We start from the raw sequence: 15,356 nt of genomic DNA on the forward strand, positions 1-15,356 counted from the left end.
GCACGAAGCCTGGAAAAACCAGGCTTGTGCTTGATAAGGCATCAGATTAGAGGCAAAACCGCCGCCAGGGCGACCTTTTCGACACAATCCGCTGTCTTTTTACCATTTACTGCTTAGCCGCGAAACTCGGCACGACCGTTGTACTTGGCCTTGCCGTTCAACTGCTCTTCAATACGCAGCAGTTGATTGTACTTGGAGACGCGATCGGAACGGCACAGCGAACCGGTCTTGATCTGGCCTGCCGCAGTGCCCACGGCCAGGTCGGCAATGGTGGAATCTTCGGTTTCGCCGGAGCGATGGGAGATCACAGCCGTGTAGCCAGCAGCCTTGGCCATCTGGATGGCTTCCAGGGTTTCGGTCAGGGTGCCGATCTGGTTGAACTTGATCAGGATCGAGTTGGCGATCTTCTTGTCGATGCCTTCTTTCAGGATCTTGGTGTTGGTCACGAACAGGTCGTCGCCCACCAGCTGGGTTTTTTCGCCGATCTTGTCGGTGAGGATTTTCCAGCCAGCCCAGTCGGACTCGTCCAGGCCATCTTCGATGGAGATGATCGGGTAGCGTTCGGTCAGGCCCTTGAGGTAATCGGCGAAACCTTCGGCGGTGAAGATCTGGCCTTCGCCGGACAGGTTGTACTTGCCGTCTTCGTAGAACTCACTGGCGGCGCAGTCCAAGGCCAGGGTCACGTCGGTGCCCAGTGTGTAACCGGCGTTGGCCACGGCTTCGGAGATCACTTTCAGCGCGTCTTCGTTGGACGCCAGGTTCGGTGCGAAACCGCCTTCGTCGCCAACGGCAGTGCTCAGGCCACGGGCCTTCAGCACAGCCTTGAGGTGATGGAAAATCTCGGTGCCCATGCGCAGGCCTTCGGAGAAGGACTTGGCGCCCACCGGCTGGACCATGAATTCCTGGATGTCGACGTTGTTATCGGCATGCTCGCCACCGTTGATGATGTTCATCATCGGCACCGGCATCGAGTAGACACCCGGGGTACCGTTGAGGTTGGCGATGTGTGCGTACAGCGGCAGGTCCTGGTCCTGGGCGGCAGCCTTGGCAGCGGCCAAGGACACGGCGAGGATCGCGTTGGCGCCCAGCGTGGCTTTGTTTTCGGTACCGTCGAGCTTGATCATCGCGTGATCGAGGGCTTTCTGGTCGGCAGGATCCTTGCCCAGCAACAGGTCGCGGATCGGACCGTTGATGTTGGCGACGGCTTTGAGCACGCCCTTGCCCAGGTAACGGCTCTTGTCGCCATCACGCAGCTCCAGCGCTTCGCGCGAGCCAGTGGAAGCACCGGACGGCGCGCAGGCGCTGCCGATGATACCGTTGTCGAGAAGCACGTCCGCTTCAACAGTGGGGTTGCCACGGGAGTCGAGAACTTCACGACCTTTGATGTCGACGATTTTTGCCATTGTTGTAAACACTCCAAAGTTGACTAGAACGTTGCAGAAAACTTGCTCACGCTCAGCTGCGATGCAGCCAAGAGCCTGGATGGGGAGCGCTCCGCGCTCCAGCGGGAGCAAGCTCCCTCGCCACAAGGAGTAAGGCTTGCCGACGACGGTCCCGAAAGACGTCATCGCTGGCAAGCCATGCTCCCACAAAAGCAGTGCGGCCAGCGGGCCAAAGCGATAATCGAGCGGTACTTTACCGGAGAAAACCGCGTTACGCGGTTTCTATCGTCGGAAAACTCTTGACCAGTTCGTCCAACGCCTTGAGCTGAGACAGGAACGGTTCCAGCTTGTTCAAGCGCAAGGCACAAGGGCCGTCACACTTGGCATTGTCCGGGTCCGGATGGGCCTCAAGAAACAGACCTGCCAGGGACTGGCTCATGCCGGCCTTGGCCAGGTCGGTGACCTGGGCGCGACGCCCCCCAGCGGAATCGGAACGACCACCGGGCATTTGCAGCGCGTGGGTCACGTCGAAGAACACCGGGTATTCGAACTGCTTCATGATGCCGAAGCCGAGCATGTCCACCACCAGGTTGTTGTAGCCGAAGCTCGAACCACGCTCGCAGAGGATCAACTGGTCATTGCCGGCCTCTTCGCACTTGCTCAGGATGTGCTTCATTTCCTGGGGCGCGAGGAACTGGGCTTTCTTGATGTTGATCACCGCACCGGTCTTGGCCATCGCGACCACCAGGTCGGTCTGGCGCGACAGGAAGGCCGGCAACTGGATGATGTCGCAGACCTCGGCGACCACGGCGGCCTGGGCAGGCTCGTGGACGTCGGTGATGATCGGCACGCCAAAGGCTTGCTTGATGTCCTGGAAGATGCGCATGCCCTCTTCCAGGCCCGGGCCACGGTAAGAGCTCACGGACGAGCGATTGGCCTTGTCGAAGCTGGCCTTGAAGACATAAGGGATGCCCAGTTTCTGGGTGACCTTCACGTACTCCTCGCAGACCTGCATCGCCATGTCGCGGCTTTCCAGTACATTCATGCCGCCGAACAGCACCATGGGCTTGTCGTTGGCAATCTCGATGTCGCCGACGCGAATGATCTTCTGGGCCATCGTTTTATGCCTTCTTCTGGTGTTGAGCCAAAGCGGCTTTCACGAAACCACTGAACAGCGGGTGGCCGTCCCGGGGCGTCGAGGTGAACTCGGGGTGGAACTGGCAAGCGACGAACCATGGATGATCCGGAGCTTCCACCACTTCCACCAGCGCGCCGTCACCGGAACGGCCGGAGATTTTCAGGCCGGCTTCGATCAGTTGCGGCAGCAGGTTGTTGTTCACTTCGTAGCGGTGACGGTGACGCTCGACGATCACGTCCTTGGCGTAGCAATCGTGCACCTTGGAGCCGGCTTCAAGCAGGCATTCTTGGGCGCCGAGGCGCATGGTGCCGCCCAGGTCGGACGTTTCGGTGCGCACTTCCACAGCGCCGGTGGCATCTTCCCACTCGGTGATCAGGCCCACGACCGGGTGACCGCTGGCGCGATCGAACTCGGTGGAGTTGGCGTCCTTCCAGCCCATCACGTTACGGGCGAACTCGATGACCGCCACTTGCATGCCCAGGCAGATGCCCAGGTACGGCACCTTGTTTTCGCGAGCGTATTGAACAGCGGTGATCTTGCCTTCCACGCCGCGCAGGCCAAAGCCGCCCGGCACGAGGATCGCATCGGCGCCTTCGAGCAGACCGGTGCCCTGGTTCTCGATGTCTTCGGAGTCGATATAGCGCAGATTGACCTTGGTACGGTTGCTGATGCCGGCGTGACTCATCGCCTCGATCAGCGACTTGTAGGCATCCAGCAGCTCCATGTACTTGCCGACCATGGCGATGGTGACTTCGTGTTCCGGGTTGAGCTTGGCATCGACCACCGCTTCCCATTCGGACAGGTCGGCGCTGGCGCACTGCAAGCCGAAACGCTCGACGACGAAATCGTCCAGGCCCTGGGAGTGCAGGATGCCCGGGATCTTGTAGATGGTGTCAGCATCTTCCAGGCCGATCACCGCACGCTCTTCAACGTTGGTGAACTGGGCGATCTTGCGACGCGAAGAAATATCGATCGGGTGATCGGAGCGGCAGATCAGCACATCTGGCTGCAGGCCGATGGAACGCAGTTCCTTGACCGAGTGCTGGGTGGGCTTGGTCTTGGTCTCGCCAGCGGTGGCGATGTACGGAACCAGGGTCAGGTGCATCAGCATCGCGCGCTTGGCGCCGATTTCGAAACGCAACTGGCGGATGGCTTCGAGGAACGGCTGGGATTCGATGTCACCCACGGTGCCGCCGATTTCGACCATCGCCACGTCGGCGTCGCCGGCACCCTTGATGATGCGGCGCTTGATTTCGTCGGTGATGTGCGGGATGACCTGGATGGTCGCCCCCAGGTAATCACCACGGCGCTCTTTGCGCAGCACGTGCTCGTAGACACGGCCGGTGGTGAAGTTGTTGTTCTGGGTCATGGTCGTGCGGATGAACCGCTCGTAGTGGCCCAGGTCCAGGTCGGTCTCGGCGCCGTCGTGGGTGACGAACACTTCACCGTGCTGGAACGGGCTCATGGTGCCCGGGTCGACGTTGATGTACGGGTCCAGCTTGAGCATGGTGACCTTAAGTCCCCGCGCCTCCAGGATGGCCGCCAATGAAGCCGAGGCAATGCCTTTCCCCAATGAAGAAACAACACCGCCCGTGACGAATATGTAGCGCGTCATGAAAAACCCTAGAAGTCTGCGTTAAAGCGGTCCGAGCCGCCGGGGAAAGCGAAGGAAGGCCGAAGCCCCCGATCACCTGCATTAATCACAGTGCACCTTTCAAAAAAACCGCCGCGTTGGGACAGACCGGAAGTGAAATCACCGGTACGTTGCTCGCTACACATTTTTTGGAATCGCCCAGCAAAGACTGCTTGGTAATCGGCAACTCCTGCAATTCAGGCGAATCCACAGAAGTTGTATCAAGAAGGGAGCGTAGTCTACCGGAAAGCCCCTTTCAGCTCAAACCCAGATCTTGGTTTCATGGCTGCCAGATCAGTTGCCAGTTGCCATCAATGCCGTTGTCGAGTCCTGGTAAGCCAGCCACTGCCAGCAATTGCTCGTCCCGATACAGCAGCGGCAATCGACCGCGCGCAAACGCCGGCACGCCACTTTCGTTGAGCAAACGCTTGAGATCCCGGTGGCCACGGCCGGGCAACATCATGGTTTCACCTCCCTGACGATAGCGGACGCAGAGCGGTCCGTCGGGCATTTTACCGTCGAGGGTCACCGTGCCGTTGTCTGGCAGGGTCAATGCTTGAGCAGTCAGCGGCCATTCTACGGGGCCTGCGGCCGGTCGCAGCCAGCGGTCGGATAACCACCAGATGCGCCCGACGGCGCGGTGCAGTTCACCACCGGCCAGCCGCCAGATCGGCCGGGCATCGTCCGCTGCATCGCGCAACGAATCCCAGCCAGACCAATGATCGCTGTCAGGCAGCGTTGTCATCGAAACCAGCCAATGACTCAACGCATTACGCTGACGGGCCGGCGACAAGGCTCGCAACGGGGCCAACTCAAGCGACCGCAACCCAAGCCAGTCGAACGAACTGGGCGTGATGGCTCGGTGCAGATCGATTCGCGCCAGGTCATCCAGCAAGCCTTGGGCCTCACCCAGATGAGCAGCGCTGCGGGCCAGGGTCGCCGAGGTCTGAGGCCACTGCTCGGTCAATACCGGGAAAACTCGCTGGCGCAGGAAATTGCGCGCGTAGCGATGATCGTCGTTGGAAGGGTCCTCGACCCAGCTCAAGCCCTGTTGCGTTGCGTAGGCCTCCAGCTCCGCCCGGGACACATCGAGCAAGGGTCGCAGCAAATACCCCTGGCCCAAAGGACGCTGCCTCGGCATCGCCGACAAGCCCCTCACCCCTGCCCCGCGCAACAAACGAAACAACAGGGTTTCAGCCTGATCGTCACGGTGCTGGGCAGTGAGCAGCACTTCATTGCTGTGGAGCCGCGCCACGAAGGCACCATAACGCGCCTCCCGGGCGGCACGCTCGACGCTGGCGCCGGGCGGGACTTGCACGTTCACGACTTCAAGCGGCACCCCAAGGGCCTTGCAGACCGAGTGACAATGGTCCGGCCATGCATCGGCCACAGCCTGAAGGCCATGATGAACGTGGATAGCACATAGCGGTGGCAGGGTTTGGGTTTTGGAGAGAGACGCGAGCAGGTGCAGCAGGACGGTGGAATCGAGGCCACCGGAGAAGGCGATGCGCCAGGTGGTAGCGGCGCGCCAGGGGGACAGTTGTGTGAGGAGCCGGTTTGGCAGATCAATCCTGGGCTGATTCATAGAAACTGGCCTACACACCAATCAAATGTGGGAGCGGGCTTGCCCGCGAATGCGGTGCATCAGTTAACGATTATGTCGACTGACACTCCGCCTTCGCGAGCAAGCCCGCTCCCACATGGGTATCGCGCTCGACTTAGAGGCCGTAGCTCATCAGCCGCTCATAGCGACGGGCCAGCAGCGCGTCATTGTCGAACTTCTTGAGCATCGACAGTTGCGAACTCAGCTCGGCACGAATCAACGCCGCTGCCTCGGCCGGATCACGATGAGCGCCGCCTACAGGCTCGCTGATCACTTTATCCACGATGCCCAGGCCTTTGAGGCGCTCAGCGGTGATGCCCATGGCTTCGGCCGCATCCGGCGCCTTCTCGGCGGTTTTCCACAGGATCGAGGCGCAGCCTTCCGGCGAGATCACCGCGTAGGTGGAATATTGCAGCATGTTCAGTTGATCGCAGACACCAATGGCCAGCGCACCGCCGGAACCGCCTTCGCCGATCACGGTGGCGATGATCGGAGTTTTCAGCCGTGCCATTACGCGCAGGTTCCAGGCGATCGCTTCGCTCTGGTTGCGTTCTTCGGCGTCGATGCCCGGATAGGCGCCCGGTGTGTCGATGAAGGTCAGGATCGGCATTTTGAAGCGCTCGGCCATTTCCATCAGGCGGCACGCCTTGCGATAGCCTTCCGGCCGCGGCATGCCGAAGTTGCGGCGCACCTTTTCGCGGACTTCCCGGCCCTTCTGATGGCCGATGATCATCACCGGCTGGTCGTCCAGACGGGCAACGCCGCCGACGATCGCGGCGTCGTCGGAGAAGTGGCGGTCGCCATGCAACTCATCGAACTCGGTGAAGATGTGCTCGATGTAGTCCAGGGTGTATGGACGACGCGGATGACGCGCCAGGCGGGCGATCTGCCAGCTGGTCAGCTTGCCGAAGATGTCTTCGGTCAGCGTGCGGCTTTTGTCCTGCAGACGAGAGATTTCATCGCCGATATTCAGCGAATTGTCATTACCGACCAAGCGCAACTCTTCGATCTTGGCTTGCAGGTCGGCGATCGGCTGTTCGAAATCTAGAAAATTCGGGTTCATAGGCGTCCGTCTGGGGTCGACGTCCAAGAGAGCTTGGGCCGGCCGGTTGTCTATTCGCGCCCTACCTTAAGGGAGAGGCGCGTTCAGGTCGAGATTAAAAATTCGGGTCGAGATCAGGGCCGCTCCAAGGTTCAAGAGTGGCACCTGGCCGTCAACGGTATTGGAGGAAGACGTTGTCTTTGCCGAACTGGTCACGCAAGGCTTGAATCAACGCATCCGCCGGATCGATCCGCCAGCCTTCGCCGAACTGCAACACAGCCTTGGCGTCGGGGCGCACGTACTCCATGGTAATCGGGCAAGCACCGCGATGGCGCTTGAACAACTCCCCCAGCCAGCGTAGCTGATCGCCCTTGAGATCCTGGGTCTGCAACTTCAGGCGCAGGCTCTCGGCCAGGTTGGTCCGGGCATCTTCCATGCTCATCACCCGCTTGACCCGCAGCCGCAGGCCACCGGAAAAATCGTCGTTGCTGACTTCGCCTTCCACCACCACCATCGCGTCGGTCTGCAACAGCGACTGGGCCGAATGGAACGCATCGGCAAACAACGACGCCTCGATGCGCCCGGAGCGGTCGTCGAGGGTGATGAAGCCCATTTTGTCGCCCTTTTTGTTTTTCATGACCCGCAGGGCAATGATCATACCGGCGACGGTCTGCGTGTCACGAGCCGGTTTCAGGTCAATGATGCGCTGGCGGGCGAAGCGACGGATCTCGCCTTCGTATTCGTCGATCGGGTGCCCGGTCAGGTACAGGCCCAAGGTGTCCTTCTCACCCTTGAGGCGTTCCTTGAGGGTCAGCTCCTTGGCCTTGCGATGATTGCCGTAGACATCGGCATCTTCCTCGACGAACAGGCCACCGAACAGGTCGGCATGGCCACTGTCGTGGGTCCGGGCGGTTTGCTCAGCGGCCTTGATCGCTTCTTCCATGGCCGCCAGCAGCACCGCGCGGTTGCGGTCAATGTTGGCCTGGTAGGCCTTGGGTTCATCCTGGAAATACGGGCCCAGACGGTCCAGCGCGCCACTGCGGATCAAGCCGTCGAGGGTACGTTTGTTGATGCGTTTGAGATCGACCCGCGCGCAGAAATCGAACAGGTCCTTGAACGGCCCGTCCTGACGGGCTTCGGTGATGGCTTCCACCGGCCCTTCACCCACGCCCTTGATCGCCCCCAGTCCATAAATGATGCGGCCTTCGTCGTTTACCGTGAACTTGAACTCCGAAGCGTTCACGTCCGGCGCGTCGAGGCGCAACTTCATGGTCCGCACTTCTTCGATCAAGGTCACGACCTTGTCGGTGTTGTGCATATCCGCCGACAGTACCGCGGCCATGAACGGCGCCGGGTAGTGCGCCTTCAGCCAGGCGGTCTGGTACGACACCAGGCCGTAGGCGGCCGAGTGGGATTTGTTGAAGCCGTAACCGGCGAATTTTTCCACCAGGTCGAAGATGTTACCGGCCAGGTCCGCGTCGATGCCGTTGTTAGCACAACCCTCGATGAAACCACCGCGCTGCTTGGCCATTTCCTCGGGTTTTTTCTTGCCCATCGCCCGACGCAGCATGTCCGCGCCGCCGAGGGTGTAGCCGGCCATGACCTGGGCAATCTGCATCACCTGTTCTTGGTACAGGATGATGCCGTAGGTCGGTGCCAGTACCGGCTTGAGGCCGTCGTACTGATAATCCGGGTGCGGGTACGCCAGCTCGGCGCGCCCGTGCTTGCGGTTGATGAAGTCATCCACCATGCCCGATTGCAGCGGGCCCGGACGGAACAGGGCCACCAGTGCGATCAGGTCTTCGAGGCAGTCGGGCTTGAGCTTTTTGATCAGCTCCTTCATGCCCCGGGATTCAAGCTGGAACACCGCCGTGGTTTCGGCTTTTTGCAACAGGCTGTAGGTCGGTTTGTCATCCAGCGGAATAAACGCGATGTCCAGCGGCGCTTCGCCGACCTTGGCCCGATCACGGTTGATGGTTTTCAGCGCCCAGTCGATGATCGTCAGGGTGCGAAGGCCGAGGAAGTCGAACTTCACCAGGCCCGCTGCCTCGACGTCGTCCTTGTCGAACTGGGTCACCAGGCCGTCGCCTTCTTCATCGCAATAGATCGGCGAGAAGTCAGTCAGCTTGGTCGGTGCGATCACCACGCCCCCGGCGTGCTTGCCGACGTTACGCACCACGCCTTCAAGCTTGCGGGCCATTTCCCAGATTTCCGCGGCTTCTTCATCGACCTTGATGAAGTCCCGCAGGATCTCTTCCTGCTCGTAGGCTTTTTCCAGGGTCATGCCGACTTCGAACGGAATCATCTTCGACAGACGATCCGCCAAACCGTAGGACTTGCCCTGCACCCGCGCCACGTCACGCACCACAGCCTTGGCGGCCATGGAACCGAAGGTAATGATCTGGCTCACCGCGTTGCGGCCGTACTTCTCGGCCACGTAATCAATCACCCGGTCGCGACCGTCCATGCAGAAGTCGACGTCGAAGTCGGGCATGGAAACCCGTTCCGGATTGAGGAAACGTTCGAACAGCAGGTCATATTCCAGTGGGTCGAGGTCGGTGATCTTCTGGACGTAAGCCACCAGGGAGCCTGCACCCGACCCCCGGCCTGGCCCCACCGGCACGCCGTTGTTCTTGGCCCACTGGATGAAGTCCATCACGATCAGGAAGTAACCGGGGAAGCCCATCTGGATGATGATATCCAGCTCGAAATTCAACCGGTCGACATAGACCTGACGCTTGGCTTCGTAATCTTCGGTGGTGTCCTTGGGCAAAAGAACGCTGAGGCGCTCGTCCAGGCCATCGAAGGACACTTTGCGGAAATATTCGTCGATGGTCATGCCATCGGGGATCGGGAAGTTGGGCAGGAAGTGCTTGCCCAGTTTCACTTCGATGTTGCAGCGCTTGGCAATCTCGACGGTGTTTTCCAGCGCTTCGGGCAGGTCACTGAACAGCTCGGCCATTTCCTCGGCGCTTTTGAGGTATTGCTGATCGCTGTAGTTCTTCGGACGACGCGGATCATCGAGCGCGCGGCCTTCACCGATGCAGACGCGGGTCTCGTGGGCTTCGAAATCTTCCTGCTTGATGAAACGCACATCGTTGGTCGCCACCAGCGGCGCGCCGATCCGGTCGGCCAAGGCCACGGCGGCATGCAGGTGTTCTTCGTCGTTGGGGCGATTGGTGCGTTGCACTTCAATGTAGAAGCGGTCCGGGAACACCGCCATCCAATCGCGGGCCAGGGTCTCGGCTTCTTCTGGATTGCCACTGAGCAGGGCCAGGCCGATTTCACCCTCCTTGGCCGCTGACAGCATGATCAGACCTTCATTGGCCTCGGCTACCCATTCGCGCTCAATGATGATCGAGCCATTGCGCTGGCCATCGATAAAGCCGCGGGAGATCAACTCGGTGAGGTTGCGATAGCCCACGGCGTTCATCACCAGCAGGCTGATCCGGCTCAGCGGCGCGTCCGGGTCTTTGTTCGACAGCCACAGGTCAGCCCCGCAGATCGGCTTGATCCCGGCGCCCATGGCATTTTTGTAGAACTTGACCAGCGAACACATGTTGTTCTGGTCGGTGACCGCCACAGCAGGCATGTTCATGCCCACCAGGGTCTTGACCAGTGGCTTGATCCGCACCAGGCCATCGACCAGGGAGTATTCAGTGTGCAGGCGTAGATGAACGAATGAAGCCGGCATAGTGATCCTGCGTTAAGTCATGAAAACAACAAGGCCCGGATTGTACCGGGCCTTGGGTAAAACATGTAGGAGCTGCCGAAGGCTGCGATCTTTTGATCTTGATCTGATCTTGATCTTGAAAACCAGGATCAAAAGATCGCAGCCTGCGGCAGCTCCTACAGGGCCGGGGTTCCCTTGATGGGCGAGCGCTCCATCAGCCCTTCACGTGCTTCATAAGCCTGCCGCACCGGCGCGAACGAACGCCGATGGATGGGCGTTGGCCCAAGGCGCGCAAGGGCCTCCAGATGAACGGGCGTCGGGTAACCCTTGTGGCCGCCGATGCCGTAGCCCGGATAGATCAACTCGAAGGCACTCATTTCCCGGTCACGGCTGACCTTGGCCAGAATCGATGCCGCCGCAATGGCCGGCACCTTGCCGTCCCCCTGAATGACCGCTTCGGCGCGCATCGACAGCTTCGGACAGCGATTGCCATCGATCATCGCCAGTTTCGGGGTGATGTGCAGGCCTTCCACGGCACGCTGCATCGCAAGCATGGTGGCGTGCAGGATATTCAGCTCGTCGATCTCTTCCACTTCAGCCCGGGCAATGCACCAGCTCAGGGCTTTCTCACAGATTTCGTCGTAGAGCTTTTCGCGACGGGCTTCGGTGAGCTTCTTGGAGTCGTTGAGGCCCAGAATGGGCCGGTTCGGGTCGAGAATCACCGCTGCCGTCACCACTGCGCCGCACAACGGACCACGACCGACCTCATCAACACCGGCCACCAGTTCTTCAACTTCAGCCACCAGATTGAAGTCCAGGCCCATCTGCAATTTCACGTGACTCATGGTTTGGCGCCGATCAGGGTCAATACTGCGTCGGCGGCCTGATTGGAGGCATCGCGGCGCAAGGTACGGTGGATTTCGTCAAACCCCCGGGTCTGTTCCTGGCCACCGTCGATCAAGGGCGACAGCGTACGGGCCAGTGCATCAGCGGTTGCTTCGTCCTGCAGCAATTCAGGCACCAGCAAGCGCTGGGCCAAGAGATTGGGCAAGGAGATGTAAGGGCTCTTGACCATGCGTTTGAGGATCCAGAACGTCAACGGCGCCAGGCGATAGGCGACCACCATCGGGCGTTTATACAACAACGCTTCAAGGGTAGCAGTGCCGGACGCAATCAACACGGCGTCACACGCAGCCAGTGCGAGATGAGAGCGGCCATCGAGCAATGTGACAGGCAGATCGCGCCCGACCAGCAGCGCTTCAAGCTGAGCCCGTCGCTGCGGGCTGGCACAGGGCAGAACAAAACGCACGCCGGGACGCATCGCTCGCAGACGCTCGGCGGCGTCGAAGAACAAGCCTCCCAGGCGACTCACCTCCCCGCCACGGCTACCGGGCATCAAGGCCACCAGCGGGCCGTCGGGCAGGCCCAACGCCTGACGCGCCGCGTCACGATCCGCTTCCAGGGGAATGGTATCGGCCAGGGTATGGCCGACAAACCGCACCGGCACGCCCTTCTCTTCGTAGAATCGGGCTTCGAACGGCAGCAGCGTGAGCATCAGGTCGCAGCCTTCGCGGATTTTCAACACGCGCTTCTGCCGCCAGGCCCAGACCGAGGGGCTGACGTAGTGCACCGTCTTGATACCGGCCTGACGCAACTTGAGTTCGATATTGAGAGTGAAATCCGGCGCATCGATGCCGATGAACACATCCGGTTTTTCGCCGATCAGGGTCGCGATCAGCTTCTTGCGCCGAGCCAGCAGTTCGCGCAGGCGTCCGAGCACTTCAACCAGCCCCATCACCGACAGGCGTTCCATGGGGAAATATGACGTCAGCCCTTCGGCCTGCATCAAGGGCCCACCGACACCGATGAACTCCACTGCTGGGTGCTGTGCCTTGAGCGCGCGCATCAGACCGGCACCCAGAATGTCACCGGAAGCCTCTCCCGCCACCAGTGCTATACGCAAGTTAGCCATGGTTAGCGAGTGATGCCGCGAGTCGAGGATTGGATGGAGTCACGGAATATCGCAACTTCCGGGAACTGCGCCGAAGCCTCGGCCAGCTCGACAAGGGCCTGTTCGACGGTCAACCCCTGGCGGTACACAACCTTGTAGGCGCGCCGCAATGCCGTGATCGCCTCTTCGCTAAAACCACGACGGCGCATGCCTTCGAAATTCATACTGCGGGCTTCGGCCGGGTTACCAAACACAGTGACATAGGCCGGTACGTCCTTGCCGATGGCGGTGCCCATGCCCGAGAAGCTGTGGGCGCCGATATGGCAATACTGATGGACCAGCGTGAAACCGGACAGGATCGCCCAGTCGTCCACATGCACGTGGCCAGCCAACGCGGTGTTGTTGACCAGGATGCAATGGTTGCCAATGACGCTGTCATGACCGATGTGGGCGTAGGCCATGATCAGGTTATGGTCGCCCAGGGTCGTTTCGGAACGATCCTGAACGGTGCCACGGTGAATCGTCACGCCTTCGCGGATCACGTTGTGATCGCCAATGACCAGACGGGTTTCTTCACCTTTGTACTTGAGATCGGGCGTGTCCTCGCCTACCGAAGAAAACTGGTAGATGCGGTTGTGCCGACCGATCCGGGTCGGACCCTTGAGAATTACATGGGGCCCGATCACCGTACCCTCGCCGATTTCCACACCTGGGCCGATGATCGACCATGGGCCGACCTCGACATCGGCGGCCAGGACTGCCGCCGGATCGATGATTGCGCGAGGGTCAATCAAACTCATAGTTTGCGTTCCGCACAGATGATTTCAGCGGAGCAGACCGGCTTGCCGTCGACCGAAGCCTGGCATTCGAACTTCCAGATCTGGCGCTTGCAACTAATGAACGTGGCTTCGAGGATCAGTTGATCGCCCGGGGTGACCGGCTGGCGAAAACGCAGCTTGTCGGAGCCGACGAAGTAGTAAAGCGTGCCGTCGGCAGGCTTCACGTCAAGCATTTTGAAACCAAGGATCCCGGCAGCCTGAGCCATTGCCTCGATGATCAGCACGCCGGGCATGATTGGATGCGCGGGGAAGTGACCATTGAAGAACGGTTCGTTGATGCTGACATTCTTGTAGGCGCGAATCCGCTTGCCTTCAACGTCAAGTTCCACCACCCGGTCCACCAGCAGGAACGGGTAACGGTGAGGCAGGTATTCGCGAATCTCGTTGATGTCCATCATTTCGGGGGGAAGCCTATGTAAAGATTGGAAGCGCACGATCGACGCGCGCCTCTCTAGCAAATCAAGGAGGCAGTCTAGCGGCTGTGCACACTTGATATGGAAATGGTATCAGCCATCTGATGAAGCATTACCGTCAGGGGTCACGTCCCCTACACGCTTTTCCAACTGACGCAAACGCCGCGCGATGTCATCGAGCTGGCGGATTCGGGCCGCGCTCTTGCGCCATTCGGCCGCCGGTTGCATCGCCGTGCCGGAAGAATAAGCACCCGGCTCGGTGATCGAATGGGTCACCATGGTCATCCCGGTGAGGAATACGTTGTCACAAATATCAATGTGTCCCACCAGCCCCACTCCACCGGCGAGCATGCAATGCTTGCCGATCCGGGTGCTGCCGGAAATGCCTACGCAGGCGGCCATGGCGGTGTGATCACCAACCTGGACGTTGTGGGCAATCTGGATCTGGTTGTCGAGCTTGACGCCGTTGCCGATGACCGTATCAGCCAGGGCACCCCGGTCGATCGCGGTGTTGACGCCGATTTCCACGTCATCGCCGACAGTAACGCCGCCGATCTGGGCGATCTTTTGCCAGATCCCCTTCTCCTTGGCAAAACCGAAACCTTCACCGCCCAATACCGCGCCCGACTGGATCACCACGCGCTTGCCGATACGCACGTCGTGATACAACGTGACCCGCGGAGCCAGCCAGCCACCCTCACCGATCTCGCAGCGCGCGCCTATGAAGCAATGGGCACCCAGCGTGACGCCCGGGCCGATCCGCGCTGCGCTTTCGACGACGACAAAAGGACCGACGCTGGCCGTGGGATCAACCACCGCATCCGCCGCAATGACCGCGCTGGGATGGATACCGGAGGCCGACTTGGGTTTGGGGTCGAACAGATGGGAAATCCGCGCATACGCCAGGTAGGGATCCGGCACGATCAGCGCATCGCCTGCAAACCCGTCGGCATCGGCGGGCTTGAGCAACAGCGCGGCGGCCCGGCTTTCAGCCAGGTATTTGCGATATTGAGGATTTGCCAGGAAGCTCAACTGAGCTGGGCCAGCCTCTTGTAAAGTGGCTAGCCCAGTGATGACCTTCTCCGGGTCGCCACGCAGGGTGGCGCCAAGGAACTCGGCCAACTGGCCGAGCTTGATAGTCGCTGTCATGGATTACTTCAGCTGATTCATGCGCTCGATAACCTGGCGCGTGATGTCGTACTGAGGTTTGACATCAATCACAGCGCCACGCTCGAACACCAAGTCAAAACCACCTTTCTTGATGACTTCTTCCACTGCCCTGTCGAGCTTTGGCTTGAGCTGCTTGAGCATCTCGCGGTCGGCAACGGCTTTCGCTTCGTTCAGCTCCTTGGACTGGAACTGGAAATCACGGGCCTTTTGCTTGAACTCGAGTTCCAGACGCTCACGCTCGCCCTGGGCCATTTTGTCGCCACCGGAGACCAGGCGATCCTGGATACCCTTGGCGCTGCTCTCCAGGCCTTTGAGCTTGGTCAGTTGTGGGCCGAACTTCTTCTCGGCATCCACGGCATATTTCTTCGCCGCGTCGGATTCCAGCAGGGCCATCTGATAGTTCAGTACGGCGATCTTCATGTCGGCAAAAGCCGGACCTGCGACCATCAAGGTCGCCAGGAGAACCAATTGAGTCAACTTACGCACGATGTACTCCTACAAAATCCATTGTC

At 60.1% G+C, this 15,356-nt stretch carries 12 protein-coding genes; all 12 read right to left on the reverse strand.

Annotation, left to right across the window (positions count from 1 at the left end; translation table 11 throughout):
• Positions 1-113: 113 nt before the first annotated feature.
• A complete protein-coding gene (gene eno, locus BMY45_RS21400) occupies positions 114-1,403 on the reverse strand; it encodes a phosphopyruvate hydratase (protein WP_092401173.1) in 1,290 nt (429 codons plus the stop codon).
• A gap of 250 nt (positions 1,404-1,653) precedes the next feature.
• The gene (kdsA, locus tag BMY45_RS21405) at positions 1,654-2,499 is read right to left on the reverse strand and encodes a 3-deoxy-8-phosphooctulonate synthase (RefSeq protein WP_092401176.1); all 846 of its coding nucleotides are present in this window, start codon (positions 2,497-2,499) and stop codon (positions 1,654-1,656) included.
• A 4-nt stretch (positions 2,500-2,503) separates the two neighbouring features.
• A complete protein-coding gene (locus BMY45_RS21410; RefSeq protein ID WP_092401179.1) occupies positions 2,504-4,135 on the reverse strand; it encodes a CTP synthase in 1,632 nt (543 codons plus the stop codon).
• Between the two features lie 298 nt (positions 4,136-4,433).
• Positions 4,434-5,738 (reverse strand): tRNA lysidine(34) synthetase TilS, encoded by a 1,305-nt coding sequence (tilS, locus tag BMY45_RS21415; RefSeq protein ID WP_092401182.1) that lies wholly within the window; start codon positions 5,736-5,738, stop codon positions 4,434-4,436.
• A gap of 133 nt (positions 5,739-5,871) precedes the next feature.
• Complete coding sequence (locus BMY45_RS21420; protein WP_092401185.1) at positions 5,872-6,819, reverse strand: acetyl-CoA carboxylase carboxyltransferase subunit alpha; 948 nt, start codon at positions 6,817-6,819, stop codon at positions 5,872-5,874.
• Positions 6,820-6,970: 151 nt separating this feature from the next.
• Complete coding sequence (dnaE, locus tag BMY45_RS21425; RefSeq protein ID WP_092401189.1) at positions 6,971-10,492, reverse strand: DNA polymerase III subunit alpha; 3,522 nt, start codon at positions 10,490-10,492, stop codon at positions 6,971-6,973.
• A 155-nt stretch (positions 10,493-10,647) separates the two neighbouring features.
• The gene (gene rnhB, locus BMY45_RS21430) at positions 10,648-11,301 is read right to left on the reverse strand and encodes a ribonuclease HII (protein WP_256573675.1); all 654 of its coding nucleotides are present in this window, start codon (positions 11,299-11,301) and stop codon (positions 10,648-10,650) included.
• An 11-nt stretch (positions 11,302-11,312) separates the two neighbouring features.
• Positions 11,313-12,443: a lipid-A-disaccharide synthase gene (gene lpxB / locus BMY45_RS21435; RefSeq protein ID WP_092401195.1), complete on the reverse strand. Its 1,131-nt coding sequence runs from the start codon at positions 12,441-12,443 to the stop codon at positions 11,313-11,315.
• A 2-nt stretch (positions 12,444-12,445) separates the two neighbouring features.
• On the reverse strand, positions 12,446-13,222 hold the full coding sequence (gene lpxA, locus BMY45_RS21440; protein WP_092401198.1) for an acyl-ACP--UDP-N-acetylglucosamine O-acyltransferase: 777 nt from the start codon (positions 13,220-13,222) through the stop codon (positions 12,446-12,448).
• Positions 13,219-13,659: a 3-hydroxyacyl-ACP dehydratase FabZ gene (fabZ, locus tag BMY45_RS21445; protein ID WP_047227569.1), complete on the reverse strand. Its 441-nt coding sequence runs from the start codon at positions 13,657-13,659 to the stop codon at positions 13,219-13,221. The genes lpxA and fabZ overlap by 4 nt, the downstream gene beginning before the upstream one ends.
• A 108-nt stretch (positions 13,660-13,767) precedes the next feature.
• Positions 13,768-14,823 carry a UDP-3-O-(3-hydroxymyristoyl)glucosamine N-acyltransferase gene (gene lpxD / locus BMY45_RS21450; RefSeq protein WP_092401201.1) on the reverse strand — a complete coding sequence of 352 codons (1,056 nt, stop codon included), beginning with the start codon at positions 14,821-14,823 and terminating at the stop codon, positions 13,768-13,770.
• Positions 14,824-14,826: 3 nt separating this feature from the next.
• The gene (locus tag BMY45_RS21455; RefSeq protein WP_092401204.1) at positions 14,827-15,330 is read right to left on the reverse strand and encodes an OmpH/Skp family outer membrane protein; all 504 of its coding nucleotides are present in this window, start codon (positions 15,328-15,330) and stop codon (positions 14,827-14,829) included.
• Positions 15,331-15,356: the final 26 nt, after the last annotated feature.

Source organism: Pseudomonas sp. NFACC39-1 (assembly GCF_900110355.1).
Taxonomy (GTDB): Bacteria; Pseudomonadota; Gammaproteobacteria; order Pseudomonadales; family Pseudomonadaceae; genus Aquipseudomonas; species Aquipseudomonas tehranensis.

Coding starts and splice junctions, on each gene's coding strand:
- eno (WP_092401173.1), bottom strand. CDS start 1,403: ATGGCAAAAATCGTCGACATCAAAGGTCGTGAAGTTCTCGACTCCCGT.
- kdsA (WP_092401176.1), bottom strand. CDS start 2,499: ATGGCCCAGAAGATCATTCGCGTCGGCGACATCGAGATTGCCAACGAC.
- BMY45_RS21410 (WP_092401179.1), bottom strand. CDS start 4,135: ATGACGCGCTACATATTCGTCACGGGCGGTGTTGTTTCTTCATTGGGG.
- tilS (WP_092401182.1), bottom strand. CDS start 5,738: ATGAATCAGCCCAGGATTGATCTGCCAAACCGGCTCCTCACACAACTG.
- BMY45_RS21420 (WP_092401185.1), bottom strand. CDS start 6,819: ATGAACCCGAATTTTCTAGATTTCGAACAGCCGATCGCCGACCTGCAA.
- dnaE (WP_092401189.1), bottom strand. CDS start 10,492: ATGCCGGCTTCATTCGTTCATCTACGCCTGCACACTGAATACTCCCTG.
- lpxB (WP_092401195.1), bottom strand. CDS start 12,443: ATGGCTAACTTGCGTATAGCACTGGTGGCGGGAGAGGCTTCCGGTGAC.
- lpxA (WP_092401198.1), bottom strand. CDS start 13,222: ATGAGTTTGATTGACCCTCGCGCAATCATCGATCCGGCGGCAGTCCTG.
- fabZ (WP_047227569.1), bottom strand. CDS start 13,659: ATGATGGACATCAACGAGATTCGCGAATACCTGCCTCACCGTTACCCG.
- lpxD (WP_092401201.1), bottom strand. CDS start 14,823: ATGACAGCGACTATCAAGCTCGGCCAGTTGGCCGAGTTCCTTGGCGCC.